At 70.2% G+C, this 15,797-nt stretch carries 10 protein-coding genes and 1 pseudogene; 4 read left to right on the top strand and 7 right to left on the bottom strand.

Going from position 1 to position 15,797, the window contains the following annotated elements; genetic code table 11:
- Positions 1–81: 81 nt before the first annotated feature.
- The 5 genes from ACIQPR_RS10130 to ACIQPR_RS10110 all read right to left on the bottom strand — a co-directional run bounded on the left by ACIQPR_RS10130 (position 82) and on the right by ACIQPR_RS10110 (position 7,605).
- Positions 82–1,032 (bottom strand): alpha/beta fold hydrolase, encoded by a 951-nt coding sequence (locus ACIQPR_RS10130; protein ID WP_403644831.1) that lies wholly within the window; start codon positions 1,030–1,032, stop codon positions 82–84.
- The gene (locus tag ACIQPR_RS10125) at positions 1,029–1,514 is read right to left on the bottom strand and encodes a phage holin family protein (RefSeq protein WP_403644828.1); all 486 of its coding nucleotides are present in this window, start codon (positions 1,512–1,514) and stop codon (positions 1,029–1,031) included. Before ACIQPR_RS10125 ends, ACIQPR_RS10130 begins: the two co-directional genes overlap by 4 nt.
- 43 nt (positions 1,515–1,557) lie before the next feature.
- Complete coding sequence (nhaA, locus tag ACIQPR_RS10120; protein WP_403644825.1) at positions 1,558–2,997, bottom strand: Na+/H+ antiporter NhaA; 1,440 nt, start codon at positions 2,995–2,997, stop codon at positions 1,558–1,560.
- Between the two features lie 169 nt (positions 2,998–3,166).
- Positions 3,167–5,125 (bottom strand): acetate--CoA ligase, encoded by a 1,959-nt coding sequence (gene acs / locus ACIQPR_RS10115; RefSeq protein WP_403644822.1) that lies wholly within the window; start codon positions 5,123–5,125, stop codon positions 3,167–3,169.
- 167 nt (positions 5,126–5,292) lie between these two features.
- Positions 5,293–7,605: a SulP family inorganic anion transporter gene (locus ACIQPR_RS10110; protein ID WP_403644819.1), complete on the bottom strand. Its 2,313-nt coding sequence runs from the start codon at positions 7,603–7,605 to the stop codon at positions 5,293–5,295.
- 335 nt (positions 7,606–7,940) lie between these two features.
- Between ACIQPR_RS10110 and ACIQPR_RS10105 the strand changes: the two genes are divergently transcribed.
- Entirely contained in the window at positions 7,941–9,212 is a 1,272-nt protein-coding gene (locus ACIQPR_RS10105; RefSeq protein WP_403644817.1) for a hypothetical protein, read from the top strand.
- 21 nt (positions 9,213–9,233) lie between these two features.
- Here the strand turns inward: ACIQPR_RS10105 and ACIQPR_RS10100 are convergent, their stop codons facing one another.
- Entirely contained in the window at positions 9,234–10,214 is a 981-nt protein-coding gene (locus ACIQPR_RS10100; RefSeq protein WP_403644816.1) for an ATP-binding protein, read from the bottom strand.
- A 101-nt stretch (positions 10,215–10,315) separates the two neighbouring features.
- On the opposite strand from ACIQPR_RS10100, the gene ACIQPR_RS10095 reads away from it, so the two are divergent.
- Positions 10,316–11,140: an oxidoreductase gene (locus ACIQPR_RS10095; protein WP_403644813.1), complete on the top strand. Its 825-nt coding sequence runs from the start codon at positions 10,316–10,318 to the stop codon at positions 11,138–11,140.
- 340 nt (positions 11,141–11,480) lie between these two features.
- On the opposite strand, the gene ACIQPR_RS10090 is transcribed toward ACIQPR_RS10095, so the two are convergent.
- Positions 11,481–12,323 (bottom strand): HAD family hydrolase, encoded by an 843-nt coding sequence (locus ACIQPR_RS10090; RefSeq protein ID WP_403644810.1) that lies wholly within the window; start codon positions 12,321–12,323, stop codon positions 11,481–11,483.
- Between the two features lie 582 nt (positions 12,324–12,905).
- Between ACIQPR_RS10090 and ssd the strand changes: the two genes are divergently transcribed.
- A complete protein-coding gene (gene ssd / locus ACIQPR_RS10085; protein ID WP_403644807.1) occupies positions 12,906–14,009 on the top strand; it encodes a septum site-determining protein Ssd in 1,104 nt (367 codons plus the stop codon).
- Positions 14,006–14,902: pseudogene (locus tag ACIQPR_RS10080) on the top strand (TadA family conjugal transfer-associated ATPase); the annotation flags it as partial. The gene ssd and the pseudogene ACIQPR_RS10080, both read left to right, overlap by 4 nt.
- Between the last annotated feature and the right edge of the window lie 895 nt (positions 14,903–15,797).

The raw sequence follows: 15,797 nt of genomic DNA, 5'->3' as shown, positions 1-15,797 counted from the left end.
GGCCCAATTGGCGTATGCGCCGGGCAAGTGGACGTTCGTAGTACAGATGTTCAGATCCGGATACCGGGCGCGACGGCTCCGTCACCGATCGGGTTCGGGATCCTTGAGCCAGTTGACCAGTTCGGCCGAGAAGACCGCCGGGTCCTCCTCGTGCGGGAAGTGCCCCAGACCGTCGAACAGCCGCCAGCGGTACGGCGCTTCGACGTACTCGCCGGATCCCGCCGCGCTGCGGGTGCGCAGCACCGGGTCCAGCGAGCCGTGCAGATGCAGCGTCGGCACCCGCACCGGCCGCTTCATGCGCCGGTTGAACTGGATGCCGTCCGGGCGCGCCATCGACCGCACCATCCAGCGGTACGGCTCGATCGAGCAGTGCGCGGTCGACGGGATCAGCATCGCCCGCCGGTACGCCTCGACCGCGTCGTCGTCCGGCAGCCGCGGGCCGGACCAGTCCCGGATCAGCTTGCCCACCAACTCGGCGTCCTCGGCGAGGAGTTGCCGCTCGGGGAGCCAGGGGCGCTGGAAGCCCCAGATGTAGGAACTCGCCGCGGACTGCCGGACGTCGGACAGCATGGCGTTGCGCCAGCGCCTCGGGTGCGGCATCGAGGAGACCGCGAGCCGGCGCACCAGCTTGGGGCGCATCGCGGCGGCCGTCCACGCGAGATAGCCGCCGAGGTCGTGGCCGACCAGCGCGGCGTCGGGCTCGCCGAGGGAGCGGATCACGCCGGTGATGTCGAGGGCGAGGTTGGCGGGGTCGTAGCCGCGCGGGGTGCGGTCGCTGCCGCCGACGCCCCGCAGGTCCATGGCGACGGCCCGGAACCCGGCGTCGGCCAGCGCGCCGAGCTGGTGCCGCCAGGTCCACCAGAACTGCGGGAAGCCGTGCAGCAGCAGCACCAGCGGCCCGTCGCCCACCTCGGCGATGTGGAAGCGGGCGCCGTTGGCCGCGACATCCCGGTGGGTCACCTCGCGCCCGTCGGGAACGCCGAGCCGTACGACCGAAGCAGGTTGTGCCCAGGGATAGGCGGGGTCCGTCATGAGGACGAGCGTGCCACAGCCTCGATGGCTTCGGGGACACGGTCCTCGATCGCCGCGCGCGGATGCGGCTTGGCGTTGCCGAGGACGCCCGCGGTCTCCTTGACCGAGGCGGCCACCTTCTGCGGGCCCTTGCTCTTGGCGGCCTTCTTGAAGAAGAGCACGCCGATCAGGCCGAGGACGAGCGCGACGAGCACGTTCGCGGCGAAGGAGAGCAGGAAGCAGAGCGCCATGTTCCAGCCGCTCCAGGTGCGGATGCCGTACGCCAGCGCGAAGTTGAGCATCGGCAGGGAGAACAGCAGCACCACCGCGGCGACCGTGAACGCGCCGCCGCCCGCCACCCCGCGCTTGACGTCCTGCTTGAGCTGCGCCTTGGCCAGTGCGATCTCGTCGTGCACCAGCGCGGACATCTCGGTCGTCGCCGAGGCGAACAGCTGGCCGATGCTGCGTTCGGCGCCGACCGGGCTGCCGTCGGGTGCGCTCATCGCGTACTCCCTCTTCCCCATGTGTTCGTACCGTCTGGTCAGATCATGCCGGACCGTCGTGGTCCTCGCCCGCCCCGCCCGCCACTTCCGCCCGCCCGCGCCCCTGTTCGGCGGCCTGCGCCGCGGCGATCGCGCGGTGCTCGGCGGCCTTGCGGTCGTGGAGTTCGGCCATGCGCAGGTGGTACGCCGGGTCGTCCTGCTCGTAGATGTCGGGGATGCCGTCGAGATCCTCGTCGCGCTCCTCGTCCTCGTACATCCTGCGGTACCGGGCGTTGCGCAGCTTGAGCAACACGGTCGCGCACAGGGCCGCGACGAGCGAGCCGGTCAGGACGGCCGCTTTGACCTCGTCGGTGAGCACCGGGTCGCCGTCGAACGCGAGTTCCCCGATGAGCAGTGACACGGTGAAGCCGATGCCGGCCAGCGAGGCGACCGCGAACACGTCCGGCCAGGCGAGATCCTCGCTGAGCGAGGCCCGGGTGAAACGAGCCGTCAGCCAGGTCCCGCCGAAGATCCCGGCCGCCTTGCCGACGACCAGCCCGAGGACCACACCGAGGGTCTCGGGCCGGGTGAACACGTCGCCCAGCGCGCCGCCGGAGATCGCGACCCCGGCGCTGAACAGCGCGAACAGCGGCACCGCGAGTCCCGCCGACAGCGGCCGTACGAGATGTTCGACGTGCTCGCCGGGGGACTGGGTCTCGCCCTCGCGGGTGGTGCAGCGCAGCATCAGGCCCATCGCCACGCCCGCGATCGTGGCGTGCACGCCGCTGTTGTACATCAGCCCCCAGATGACGAGCGCGAGCGGGACGTAGACGTACCACCCGCGCACGCCCCGGCGCAGCAGCACCCAGAAGACGACCAGGCCGACGACCGCTCCGGCGAGCGCCGCGTAGTCGATCCGGGCGGTGAAGAAGATCGCGATGATCAGGATCGCGAAGAGGTCGTCGACGACGGCCAGGGTGAGCAGGAAGGCGCGCAGGGCGCTCGGCAGGGCGGTGCCGATGACCGCGAGGACGGCGAGCGCGAAGGCGATGTCGGTGGCGGTGGGCACCGCCCAGCCCTGGAGGGAGCCGCCGCCGGTCACGCTCGTGAGCGTGTACACGAGGGCCGGTACGGCCATTCCGCACAGCGCGGCCACGACGGGCAGGGCGGCGGCCTTGGGGTCGCGCAGGTCGCCGGCGACGAATTCGCGCTTGAGTTCGATGCCGGCGACGAAGAAGAAGACGGCGAGGAGGCCGTCGGCGGCCCAGTGGGCGACCGAGAGGTGCAGGCCGAGGGCCGCGGGGCCCAGGTGGAAGTGGCTGACGCTCTCGTAGCTGTCGTGCAGGGCGGGGACGTTCGCCCAGATCAGGGCGGCGACCGCGGCGATCAGGAGGAGGACACCGCCGACGGTCTCGGTGCGCAGCGCCTCCGCGACGAAGTTCCGCTCGGGCAGGGACAGCCGTCCGAGCGCGCTGCGGGGGGTGGAGGGGCGGGGCGCGGCCATCGGGGGGACCTCCGGTCGGTGGGCAGGACGGAACTACTCGCCGACCAGACTTCCCGGCACACCGTGAGGGTCACTTTTTGCTTGGATTACTTAGATTACCTAAGAGGGGTGTCCGGCGCGCGCCGCGCCGGACACCCCTCACGGACGTACGTCCGCGTGACCTACCTGCTCAGTCCTCGCTGGGCGCCGCGGGGAGCTTCGCCTGGATGAGGTCCATGACGGTGGAGTCCGTCAGGGTCGTGACATCGCCGAGCTGGCGGTTCTCCGCGACGTCGCGCAGCAGCCGCCGCATGATCTTGCCGGAGCGGGTCTTCGGCAGCTCGGCCACCGGGAGGACCCGCTTGGGCTTGGCGATCGGGCCGAGGACGGCGCCGACGTGGTTGCGCAGGTCGTCGACCAGGTTCGCGTCGTCCGCGTTCGCCGTGCCGCGCAGGATGACGAACGCGACGATCGCCTGACCGGTCGTCTCGTCGGCCGCGCCGACCACGGCCGCCTCGGCCACGGACGGGTGGGAGACGAGCGCCGACTCGACCTCGGTGGTGGAGATGTTGTGCCCGGACACGAGCATCACGTCGTCCACCCGGCCCAGCAGCCAGATGTCGCCGTCGTCGTCCTTCTTCGCCCCGTCACCGGCGAAGTACTTGCCCTCGAACCGCGACCAGTACGTGTCCAGGAAGCGCTGGTCGTCGCCCCAGATGGTGCGCAGCATCGACGGCCACGGCTCGGTCAGCACCAGGTAGCCGCCACCGCCGTTCGCCACCTCGTGCGCCTCGTCGTCGACGACCGTCGCCGAGATGCCGGGCAGCGGTGTCTGCGCGGAACCGGGCTTGGTCTCGGTGACACCCGGCAGCGGCGAGATCATCATCGCGCCGGTCTCGGTCTGCCACCAGGTGTCCACGATCGGCGTCCGGTCGGCGCCGATGTGCTTGCGGTACCAGATCCAGGCCTCGGGGTTGATCGGCTCGCCCACCGAACCCAGCACCCGCAGGCTGCTCAGGTCGAACTTCGCGGGGATGTCGTCGCCCCACTTCATGAACGTGCGGATCGCCGTCGGCGCCGTGTACAGGATCGTCACCCCGTACTTCTGCACGATCTCCCAGAAGCGGCCCTGGTGCGGGGTGTCCGGGGTGCCCTCGTACATGACCTGCGTCGCGCCGTTGGCCAGCGGGCCGTAGACGATGTACGAGTGGCCGGTGACCCAGCCGACGTCGGCCGTGCACCAGTAGACGTCGGTCTCCGGCTTGAGGTCGAAGACGGCGTGGTGGGTGTACGCGGCCTGGGTGAGATAGCCGCCGGAGGTGTGCAGGATGCCCTTGGGCTTACCCGTCGTACCGGACGTGTAGAGGATGAACAGCGGCTGCTCGGCCTCGAACGCCTCCGGCACGTGCTCCGTCGGCTGCCGGTCCACGATCTCGTGCCACCACACGTCGTGGCTGTCGTCCCAGGCGACCTCCTGCCCGGTACGCCGTACGACGAGCACGTGCTCGACGTTGTCCACCTTGGTGAGGGCCTCGTCCACGGCCGGCTTGAGGGCGGACGGTTTGCCGCGCCGCCAGCCGCCGTCCGAGGTGATGACGACCTTGGCGTCCGCGTCCTGGATGCGGGTCGCGAGCGCGTCCGCCGAGAAGCCGCCGAACACCACCGAGTGCGCGGCGCCGATGCGCGCGCAGGCCAGCATCGCGACCGCCGTCTCCGGGATCATCGGCATGTAGACGGCGACCCGGTCGCCCTTCCGGACTCCCAGCTCCAGCAGGGCGTTCGCGGCCCTGGAGACCTCGTCCTTCAGCTCGGCGTAGGTGATCGCGCGGCTGTCGCCGGGCTCGCCCTCGAAGTGGATGGCGACCCGGTCGCCGTTGCCCGCCTCGACATGCCGGTCCACGCAGTTGTACGCGACGTTGAGCGAGCCGTCCTTGAACCACTTGGCGAACGGCGGGTTCGACCAGTCCAGCGTCTCGCTCGGCTCCTTCGCCCAGCTCAGGCGACGGGCCTGCGCGGCCCAGAAGCCGAGCCGGTCAGCCTTGGCCTGCTCATACGCCTCCGCCGTGACATTGGCGTGCGCCGCCAGGTCCGCGGGGGGTGCGAACCTGCGCTCTTCTTTGAGCAGGTTGGCCAGGCTTTCGTTGCTCACGGCATCTGCCTTTCCCAGGGTGTCCGTTGTGTCCCGGGCCAGCTCATCAGACCCGGGGGTCCGATGACAAGGGTCGTCGAAATATTGGTTTAGACCTGTCATCGGACCTGCGGGCGGATCCGCGTGGCGCGGGTCTTCCGTACCCACGGACGCCGGGCGAGCGTGGTTCAGGCGGACGCGTCCACCACCCCCACCCGGTCGAACAACTCCTCCTCCGTCAGCAGATACGCCTGCGCCTCACCCACGTGGAAGTACATCCCGTGCAGCTCCAACTCCCCCTCCCTCAGGGCCCGCGCCACCGACTCGTGCCGCCGCAGATGCTCCAACTGCTGCACCACATTGGTCAGGCACAGCTGTTCCACGGCGTCGGCGGGCGCCCTGGTCGCCAGCCGCGCCCAGGGCCGGTCGTCGTCGGACATCCGCTCCAGGCTCGGCCGCCCGTGCCGCAGCCACCGCTTGAGCGGCGAACCGCCCTCTCCTGGCCGGGAGTTGAGCAGCGCCTGCATGGCCCCGCACCCGGAGTGCCCGCACACGGTGATCGATCTCACGCGCAGCACGTCCACCGCGTACTCGATCGCCGCTGCCACCGAGTCGTCGCCGCTCTCCTCGCCGGGCGGCGGCACGAGGTTGCCCACGTTCCGCACCACGAACAGGTCGCCCGGACCACTGGAGGTGATCATCGATGTGACCAGCCGCGAGTCGGCGCAGGTCAGGAAGAGCTGCGAGGGCTGCTGCCCCTCCTCGGCCAGCCGCGCCAACTCATCCCGCACGAGGGGCGCGGTGTTGCGCTGGAACGCGCTGATGCCACGCGCGAGTCGATGGCCGGAGGCGGACCCGCCGCCGCGCGGTGCCGACCCCGGGCGCTCGCACCGGTGCTCGCGCCACGGTGTCCAGGGGTGACAGCGACAGGCCTCCGAACCGGTCGCGCCGGCCCCGACTCCCGTACGGCGGCCCGTCAGTTCGGCGGAGCCTCCGCGCGCGGTGTGCGCGTTCTGCCAGTCCTGTAGTGACTCGTACGCCGCGTGGTCCATGAACGAACCGTCCAACTCCACGACGGCGTGGGCCCCTTGGGGTACGAGATGCAGGGTGCGGCTGAGCCGCGGCACCGCGAGGAACGTCAGCTGTCCCCGGACGTGTACGTGGTGGACTCCTTCCTTCTCGTCGTGCGTGATGCGGGTGTGGGCGAGGCGGCTGAGGGCGACGGCGACGGCCACGGCGACTCCGAGCAGCACGCCCTCCAGGACACCGAGGAGGACCACGCCGAGGGTGGTGACGGCGTAGACCAGTACTTCCCGGTGGCGGGTCACCGTGCGGATGTGGTGCAGGGACACCATCTGGATACCGACGGCCATCACGAGTGCGGCGAGCGAGGCGAGGGGGATCAGCTCCAGCACGGGGACCATCAGCAGCGCGGCGATCACTACGAGAACGCCGTGCAGCATCGTGGAGTTCCGGCTCACGGCCCCCGCTTGCACATTCGCCGAACTTCTCACGGCCACGCCCGCGACCGGCAGCCCGCCGAGCGCGCCGGAGACGATGTTGGCGGCGCCCTGGCCCAGTAGTTCGCGGTTGAGGTCGGAGCGGCCGACGCGGGCGGAGAGCCCGGGCCGCCCGGCGACCAGCTTGTCCACGGCGACCGCGCCGAGCAGCGACTGCACGCTGCACACCAGCGTGGTGGTCAGCACGGCGGCGACGAGGCCGAGCACCGGGCCCTCGGGCAGTCCGGCCAGCGCGTGGCTGCTCCAGGACGGCAGGTCGACCTTGGCCAGCGTCAGCCCCGCGAGGGAGGCGGTGAGCGTGGCGCCGGCGACGGCGACGAGCGCGGCCGGGATCTTCCGCATCAGGTGCCCGAGCCGGCCGGGGACGCGCGGCCACAGCAGCAGAAGGGCCAGCGTCAGCGCGCTCATCGCCACGTCGGCGGGGTGCAGGTCCGCCAACTGGGCGGGCAGTGCGCGGAGGTTGGCGAGGACCGAGCTCTGCGGGGTGCCGCCGAGCACGATGTGCAGCTGGGCGACGGCGATGGTTACACCGATGCCGGCGAGCATGCCGTGCACGATCGCGGGGCTGACGGCGAGCGCGGTGCGGGCCACGCGCACGCAGCCCAGGGCGAGTTGGGCCAGGCCCGCGAGGACGGTGATCGCGCAGGTCGTCCGCCAGCCGTACCGGTGGATCAGGTCGGCGGTGACCACGGTGAGTCCGGCGGCCGGGCCGCTGACCTGGAGCGGGCAGCCGCCGAGCAGTCCGGCGACCAGACCGCCCGCGGCGGCGGCGACCAGGCCGGCCTGGAGGGGCGCGCCGGTCGCCAGCGCGATGCCGAGGGACAGGGGCAGGGCGATCAGGAAGACCGCGATGGAGGCCGACACATCGGCGCCCGCGATGCGGAAGCGGCGGTGCGGAGGCGGTGGGCTGTGGGGATGGGCGGCGCGCTTCGTCCGACGGGTGGTCGAGTCGGTGGCGCGGGTGGGTACGCAGGCTGACATGTCTTCCCGTCTCCTCCGGGGCAGCGCGGTCGCGGAACTGGTGGTCCCCGTCGATGGCGGGGGTCGGTCGCGGCCGTGGGTCACGGCGTGCAGCGGCGGGATATCTCAACGCTCGGTAAACGAATCGTAATGCAGAGTAAAGGTCAAGCATAGACTTTTCTGGCGAATGGGTTAATAAGTCACCTTGCAGGATGAAGTGAAAATTTCATCGGCTTGTCGTACTAATCCCACCTTCGGCCCCGTGCGACCTTGGCGGCGCTGCCGGGAATCCCGGCACATCGCCAGAAAACGCCCTGATCGGCGTCGGTCCGAACGAAGGAAGAAGGTGGGCGGACATGGCCGCCACCCAGAGGATCACCGCGGGCGCCGTGATCGCCGCGGCCTGTGCCGCGTCGCTCGCCGGTTGCGCGATCGGTGACAACGGTTCCCCGCACGGAGCGAACGGTCCGCACAAGGCGGCGCCCGCCCCGGCACCCAAGAGCGGAGTCCGCCTGATCGGGGACGGCTCCACTTCGTACACCGGGGCGCAGCCGCATCTGCCCAGACCCGAGCGGCTCAAGCCCGGTCAGAAGCCCCCGCAGTTCGTCGTCTTCTCCTTCGACGGCGCCGGCGAGGACAGCCAGAAGCTGTTCTCGCACTTCCGCAAGGTCTCCAAGGCCAACCACGCGAACATGACGTACTTCCTCAGCGGCGTGTACATGCTGCCGGAGGACAAGCGCGACCTCTACAAGCCCCCGGAGCACTCGCCGGGCAGCTCGGACATCGGCTTCAACGACGAGCAGGGCATCGCCGACACCGTGAAGCAGCTGCGCCTGGCGTGGCTGGAGGGCAACGAGATCGGCACCCACTTCAACGGCCACTTCTGCGGCAAGAACGGCGGCGTCGGCGAGTGGTCGGTCGCCGAGTGGAAGAGCGAGATCGCCCAGGCGAAGCAGTTCGTGAAGACCTGGAAGACCAACTCCGGGATGAAGAAGGCGTCCGCACTGCCCTTCGACTACGACAAGGAACTCGTCGGCGCCCGCACCCCCTGCCTGGAGGGCCAGGCCAACTTCATGAAGGCGGCGAGCCAGTTGGGCTTCCGCTACGACACCAGCGGGGTCAACGACCAGATCTGGCCCAAGAAGAAGGAGGGGCTGTGGGACCTGTCCATGCAGCTGGTCCCCTTCCCCGGCCACTCCTACGAGCAGCTGACCATGGACTACAACTTCATGGTCAACCAGTCCGGCACACAGACCCAGGGCGACCCCGACAAGTTCGGCCAGTGGGGCGACGAGATGCGTGACGGCCTGCTCAAGGGCTTCGACCGGGCCTACGACGGCAACCGCGCGCCCCTGGTCATCGGCAACCACTTCGAGTCCTGGAACGGCGGCACCTACATGCGTGCCCTCGACGAGGTCATCGAGAAGGTCTGCAACAAGCCCGAGACGCGCTGTGTCTCCTTCCGGCAGCTGGCCGACTGGCTGGACGCCCAGGACCCGCAGACGCTGGCCAAGCTGCGCACCCTGAACGTCGGCGAGGCACCGAAGCAGGGCTGGGCGTCCTTCCTGACCGGCCGCCCCGCCCCGGCCCCGAAGGGTGTGCCCGGGGCGCCGGCGGCCAAGCAGTAGCGGGTCGGCGGGGAGCGTGCCTCACACCGGTGCGGTGACGCTCTCGTCGAGCACGAATCCGGGGTCGACCTGCGCCGCCAGGTCGGCCCCGGTGCGCTCGTTGCCCCAACTCCGGGCGTTCTTCAGGTGGAAGTGCACCATCTGCTGTGTGTAGCGCTCCCAGTCACGCAGCTCGTACGTCGCGTCGGCGGCGATCTCCAGCATGCGCAGGGCGCGGCGGTTGACGTCCTCCAGGAGCTCGAACCGGGGCGGGCGGCCCTTCTCCATGGCACGCACCCAGTCCGAGTGCCCCACCGTCACCAGCAGGTCGTCCCCGACTTCGGCGCGGAGGAAGTCGAGGTCGTCCTGCCCTTGCACCTTGTTGCCGACGACCTTCAGGACGACGCCGAAGTCGCGGGCGTACTCCTTGTACTGGCGATAGACGGAGACCCCCTTCCGGGTCGGCTCGGCCACCAGGAACGTGATGTCGAAGCGGGTGAACATGCCGGAGGCGAAGGAGTCCGAGCCCGCCGTCATGTCCACCACGACGAACTCGTCGCGCCCGTCCACCAGGTGGTTCAGGCACAGCTCCACCGCTCCCGTCTTGGAGTGGTAGCAGGAGACTCCCAGGTCGGCGTCCGTGAAAGGCCCCGTGACCATCAAACGGGCGGCGCCGCCGTCGAGTTCCACCGGGCGCGCGCAGATGTCGTAGACCGGATTGTTCTCGCGCACCCGCAGCAGCCGGGAGCCCGCGCCGGGCGGGGTGGTCTTGATCATCGTGTCGGCGGAGGCGATGCGCGGGTTGCTGCCGCGCAGGTAGTCCTTGATGAGGGGGAGGTGCTCGCCCAGTGCGGGCAGCGCGGCGGCCTCCGCCTCGTCCAGGCCGAGCGCGGGGCCGAGGTGCTGGTTGATGTCGGCGTCGACGGCGACGACGGGTTGGGCGGTGGCCACGAGGTGGCGGACGAACAGGGAGGACAGGGTGGTCTTTCCGCTGCCGCCCTTCCCGACGAAAGCAATTTTCATGTTCACGAAGCGTAGTCGGCTCGTAGCTGTATGTGGCAGGTGTGCGTGAAGAAGACCACTCCATCGTGGGGCGCCCCGCCGGGATGGCTACTGTCGTACTCATGAGTACGACAGGTGCGAACGCCGATCCGCTCGCGGCCCTGGGCACGCTGCCCGGAGTGGCCGAGTCCGTCGAGTCCATGCGCAAGTCCGTGGACCGGGTCTACGGGCACCGGGTCATGCGCCGCCGCAGCAACGAGATCACCGCCGAGGCCGCACTGCGCGGGGCACGTGGCTCCGCCGCGCTCTCCGGGGCCGACTGGGCACTCGAAGAGGTACGTCGGCGCACCGACTTCAGCGGTGACGAGGAGGCCCGCACCATGGGCGCGGCCCTGCGGCTGTCCGCCGAGGCGGGCCAACTCCTGTCCATCTGGCGGCAGTCGCCCCTCCGGGTGCTCGCCCGGCTGCACCTGGTGGCCGCCGCGAGCCAGGAGGGCGAGGTCGGACGGCCGCGCCAGGATGGGGAGCCGGTCGACGAGCCGCTCGTCGAACTGCCGCTGCCCGGCGCGGCCGAGGTCTCCGGGCGCCTGGAGGGACTCGCGGAGCTGATCATCGCGGGCGGTTCGGCGCCGGCCCTGGTGACGGCCGCCGTGGTGCACGGCGAACTGCTCGCGCTGCGCCCCTTCACCTCGCGCAACGGACTCGTCGCGCGCACGGCCGAGCGGATCGTCCTCATCGGCAGCGGCCTCGACCCGAAGTCCGTGTGCCCGGCGGAGGTCGGCCACGCCGAACTGGGGCGCGCGGCCTATCTGGCGGCCCTGGACGGCTATGTCTCCGGCACCCCGGAGGGCATGGCCGCGTGGATCACCCACTGCGGACGGGCCGTCGAACTGGGCGCGCGCGAGTCGACCGCGGTGTGCGAGGCACTCCAGCGCGGAGCCGCCTGAGACAGGAAAACGGCCCCCTACGGAGGGGGCCGTTACGGGTTGCGGCGGTACGAGGATTCGTACCGCCGCTGGCATGTTCCACCGGGTTACCAAGCGTCCTCGAAGTTTTGCCCATCAGGTCGGGAACATTGCCCGTCGCCTGGTGCGGCTGGCCCGTAATCGACGGGTCGACGTCGCGTGGGTGCTCGGTGTTCATGCGCGGTCCGTGGGGCCAAATGCGTTATTAAGGTGATCCTTTCGGATGTCCTTGGTCTCGCGGGCCGTTGAATCCTTTGTACTCCCGCGCCGGAGGAAGCGGAACCCCTTACCGCGCTTCTTTACTTTTGCGTTCAAAGGGTCACTAACCGGTGTAAACGGTCGCCGCCTTGCGTCGGCTCGCGTACCAGACGAGCCCCGCCGTGGCCGCCGCCGCACCCACGGCCGCCGCCACCACGAGGGCCGGGCGGGGCGGCACGGAGAGCGTGGGCAGCCGCTGCTTGAGCCGGACCGGACGGTTGAAGTCCAGAATCGGCCACCCGCGCGCGATGGCTTCCTTGCGCAGCGCGCGGTCCGGGTTCACGGCGTAGGGGCGGCCCACGGACTGGAGCATCGGCACATCGGTCGCCGAGTCGCTGTAGGCGTAGCAGCGGTCGAGGTCGTACCCCTCGGACTGGGCCAGCTCCTTGATCGCCTCGGCCTTCGTCGGGCCGTACGCGTAGTACTCCACCTCGCCCGTGAAGCAGCCGTCGTCGCCCACCACCATGCGGGTCGCCACCACCCGGTCGGCGCCCAGGAGTTCACCGATCGGCTCGACCACCTCGGCGCCCGACGTGGACACGATCACCACATCGCGGCCGGCCCGGTGGTGCTCCTCGATGAGGGAGGCGGCCTCGTCGTAGATGATCGGGTCGATGAGGTCGTGCAGTGTCTCGGCGACGATCTCCTTGACCTGCTGGACGTTCCAGCCGCGGCAGAGCGAGGACAGGTACTTGCGCATCCGCTCCATCTGGTCGTGGTCGGCGCCTCCGGCGAGGAAGACGAACTGCGCATAGGCGGTCCGCAACGCGGCCCTGCGGTTGATCAGTCCGCCTTGGTAGAAGGACTTGCCGAAGGTGAGCGTGCTCGACTTCGCAATGACCGTCTTGTCCAGGTCAAAGAAGGCTGCTGTGCGGGGCAAGGAGTGGTTTTCCACAACCCAGAGCATAGGCGCAGCCCATTCGGCGTAAGGTGTGGCGCGTGGGTTTGCCTGAGAGGGCTCTCGGGTACACCATGGAAGTCACGGATCGTTCGCGACCGTGCTAACGCGGCCCGGCTCCTCCCCCCCCGAGTCGGCCGTGAAGACGACCCCCACTCTCCCCCCCGGTGGGGGTCGTCGCATGTCCGGACCCGTTTTCCCTTTTCGCGCGTGGTCGTGAGGCCATCCCGAGGCGGCCGAGGCCGCCTTTTTTCATGCCCAGAGCCCGTCACGGTGCGTAGTCGCGGTGCTGCGCTGCGGAACTCGCACAGGGGCCAGTACAGGGGTCACCGGTATGGGTGACGGCGATATTCACAGGGCCCGCGTTGTCCACAGTTTTCGACCAAGATCCACACGATTTCCGTGATGCCCGCACCGTGATTCCAACGCGTCCTCGCTCGCGGCGACTTCATGGCCGGTTCCGTTTGTCGGACGCGTTCGGCCGGTTTCTGTCGGCCGTGCATATGGAGGCCGATCGCCGGTTCTTCACACGTTTCGAATCGCGGGACCGCAGGAGTCACGCGAGAGACACAGCGATGGGGGATGGAAAAAATGGCCGGAACTGTCACACACGATCCGCCAGGTGCCGCCGGCGGGCGACAGAGCGGACCGCTGATCGTCACCGAGGACGCCGAACTCCTCGACGACCTGCTGCGCCTGTGCGCGGCGGCAGGCGCGACTCCCGAGGTCCATCCGGGGGTCCCGGAGCGCCGCGGCGGCTGGGAGACGGCGCCGCTCGTCCTGGTGGGCGACGACGCGGCACGCCGGGTGCGCGGGGCCGCCCGCCGCAACGGAGTGGTGCTGGTCGGCCGCGACCAGGACGACTCCGGGGTCTGGCGGCGGGCCGTCGAGATCGGCGCCGACCACGTCCTGATGCTGCCGGACGGCGAGCAGTGGCTCGTCGACCGCATCGCCGACGTGGCCGAGGGCGTCGGCCGCCCCGCCCTCACCGTCGGCGTCATCGGGGGCCGCGGCGGCGCCGGAGCGTCCACGCTCGCCTGCGCCCTCGCCGTCACCTCCGCGCGGGAGGGACTGCGCACGCTCCTGGTGGACGCGGACCCGCTCGGCGGCGGACTCGACGTACTCCTCGGCGGAGAGAGCGCGGAAGGCCTGCGCTGGCCCGCGTTCGCCGCCTCGCGCGGCCGGGTCGGCGGCGGCGCCCTGGAGGAGTCCCTGCCCGAACTCCACTCGCTCCGGGTACTCAGCTGGGACCGCGGCGACTGCGTCGCCATCCCGCCGCAGGCCGTCCGCGCGGTGCTCGCCGCGGCCCGCAGGCGCGGCGGCACGGTCGTCGTCGACCTGCCCCGCCGCATCGACGACGGCGTCGCCGAGACCCTCGCCCAGCTCGACCTGGGCCTCCTGGTGGTCCCCGCCGAACTGCGCGCCGTCGCGGCGGCCGGCCGCGTCGCGTCCGCCGTGGGCATGGTCCTGCGCGATCTGCGCGTGGCCGTACGCGGGCCGTACGCCCCCGGCCTCGACGACCGGGAGGTGGCCCGTCTGCTCGGGCTGCCACTGGCCGGTGAAGTACCGCTCGAATCGGGCCTGCTGCGACCGCACGAGGGCAAGGCGCCACCAGGGGCGGCCGGTCGGGGGCCGCTGGCGCGGTTCTGCCGTGAGTTCTGGGAGCGGGCGCTGGTCGAGGCGGGTGGCGTATGAGCGGGCCGCCGGAGAGCGGCTTCGGTCCCGCTCCGGGTATGCCCGCCGGGATGCTCGACGGTGTGCGGCGGTGGCTGGCCGAGAGCGGGGGCGAACCGACGCCCGCGCGGGTGGCACAGGCGCTTCGGGAGCAGGGGCGGGTGCTGGGGGACGCCGAAGTCCTGGGCGCGGCCGAGCGGTTGCGGTCCGAACTGGTGGGCAGCGGCCCGCTGGAGTCCCTGCTCGCCGACCCCTCGGTCACCGACGTCCTCGTGTCGGCCCCGGACCGGGTGTGGGTCGACCGGGGCGGCGGCCTGGAACTGACCGCCGTCACCTTCCCCGACGCGGCGGCCGTACGACGCCTCGCGCAGCGCCTGGCCGCCGTGGCCGGACGCCGACTGGACGACGCACGGCCCTGGGCCGACGCCCGGCTGCCGGACGGGACCCGCCTGCACGCCGTACTGCCCCCGGTCGCCGTCGGCTGCACCTGCCTCTCGCTCCGTGTCGTACGACCGCGCGCGTTCACACTCGGCGAACTGGTCGCGGCGGGCACGGTACCGCCGGGCGGCGACCGCATCCTGCGGGCCGTCGTCGGGGCGCGGCTCTCCTTCCTGATCAGCGGCGGAACCGGCAGCGGAAAGACGACACTCCTGAGCGCGCTGCTCGGGCTGGTCGGGCCGGGCGAGCGGATCGTGCTCGCCGAGGACTCGGCGGAGCTGAAGCCGGACCATCCGCATGTCGTACGGCTGGAGAGCAGACCCGCCAACCAGGAGGGCGCTGGCCTCGTCACGCTCCAGGACCTGGTCCGCCAGGCCCTCCGGATGCGGCCGGACCGGCTCGTCGTCGGAGAGGTGCGAGGCCCTGAAGTAGTTCACCTCCTGGCCGCGCTCAACACGGGCCACGAGGGCGGCTGTCGGATGGCTCTGAAGATTGCAGTAGCGCAAGATTCATTTCAGTGGAAATTTCGGTAGCGCACGAATGATTTCAGTGCGCTCACGGAATGTGATTGCTGTCCGTCTGGTGTTGAGGTTCGTGTCAGGTGGCTCTGAAGATTTCAGTAGCGCAGCGAGCTGTTCGGTGCCCTTCCTTGTCGGGTGGGCTGTTGTGTCTGCGCTGATCTGCCCCCAGCGGCTCCCCGGTGGTAATTCGACCTGGCCGTCCTCGCAGCCACCATCGCCCAGCAGCGGCAGACGGCCGCGAACAGCAGCGCGCCCGGGGATGTTGGGCGCGCGCCGAGAGCGGGAGCCGGGAAGGACGAGAAAGTCCCTCGGTGACGAGAAGCCGGTGCTGCCAGACTGCAAGGTCTTGGCTGGCGAGGTGAGGCGGATACGGGAAATGGATCATCACTTGGCGGTCGCTCAGAACTGGGAGGCTCTTGAGACGACCCTCAAGTTCGGCGATCGTGCCCTGCGTGATCCGGTGTGGATTCCTGGAGCGGCATCGGAGGCGGCGGCCGAATTGGCGAACAATGAGCCTCTTCGAGCTGGCCACTGATTGGGTGACGGTCCGTGAAGCGCAACGACCGAGGCCCCCAGGCTGTTGATCGAGATGTCTGACGTCTCAATCACGTTGCTCGGGGGCCTCGTTGGTCATCCATCCTGCCGCACTTGACCTGCCACATGCGCTCGTGGAGTGAGTCTCAATGATGGTGTCAAGCCGATTGGGGGGCCAGTGGGGTGGAGGTGAAGCGCCTGTTGTCACGGAGCATGGCCCATAACAACGGCTAACACAAAGAAGCGGCAGGGATGTGCCGCCCGCAGCCACCAGGCGAACTGTTCGGTCTCGCGACCGGTGAGGCCGTTGCCGTTG

The sequence above is a fragment of the Streptomyces sp. NPDC091280 genome (assembly GCF_044768565.1).
Lineage (GTDB): Bacteria > Actinomycetota > Actinomycetes > Streptomycetales > Streptomycetaceae > Streptomyces.
Note: the sequence above shows the minus strand (reverse complement) of the source record. Positions and strands in the feature narration are given on the sequence as shown.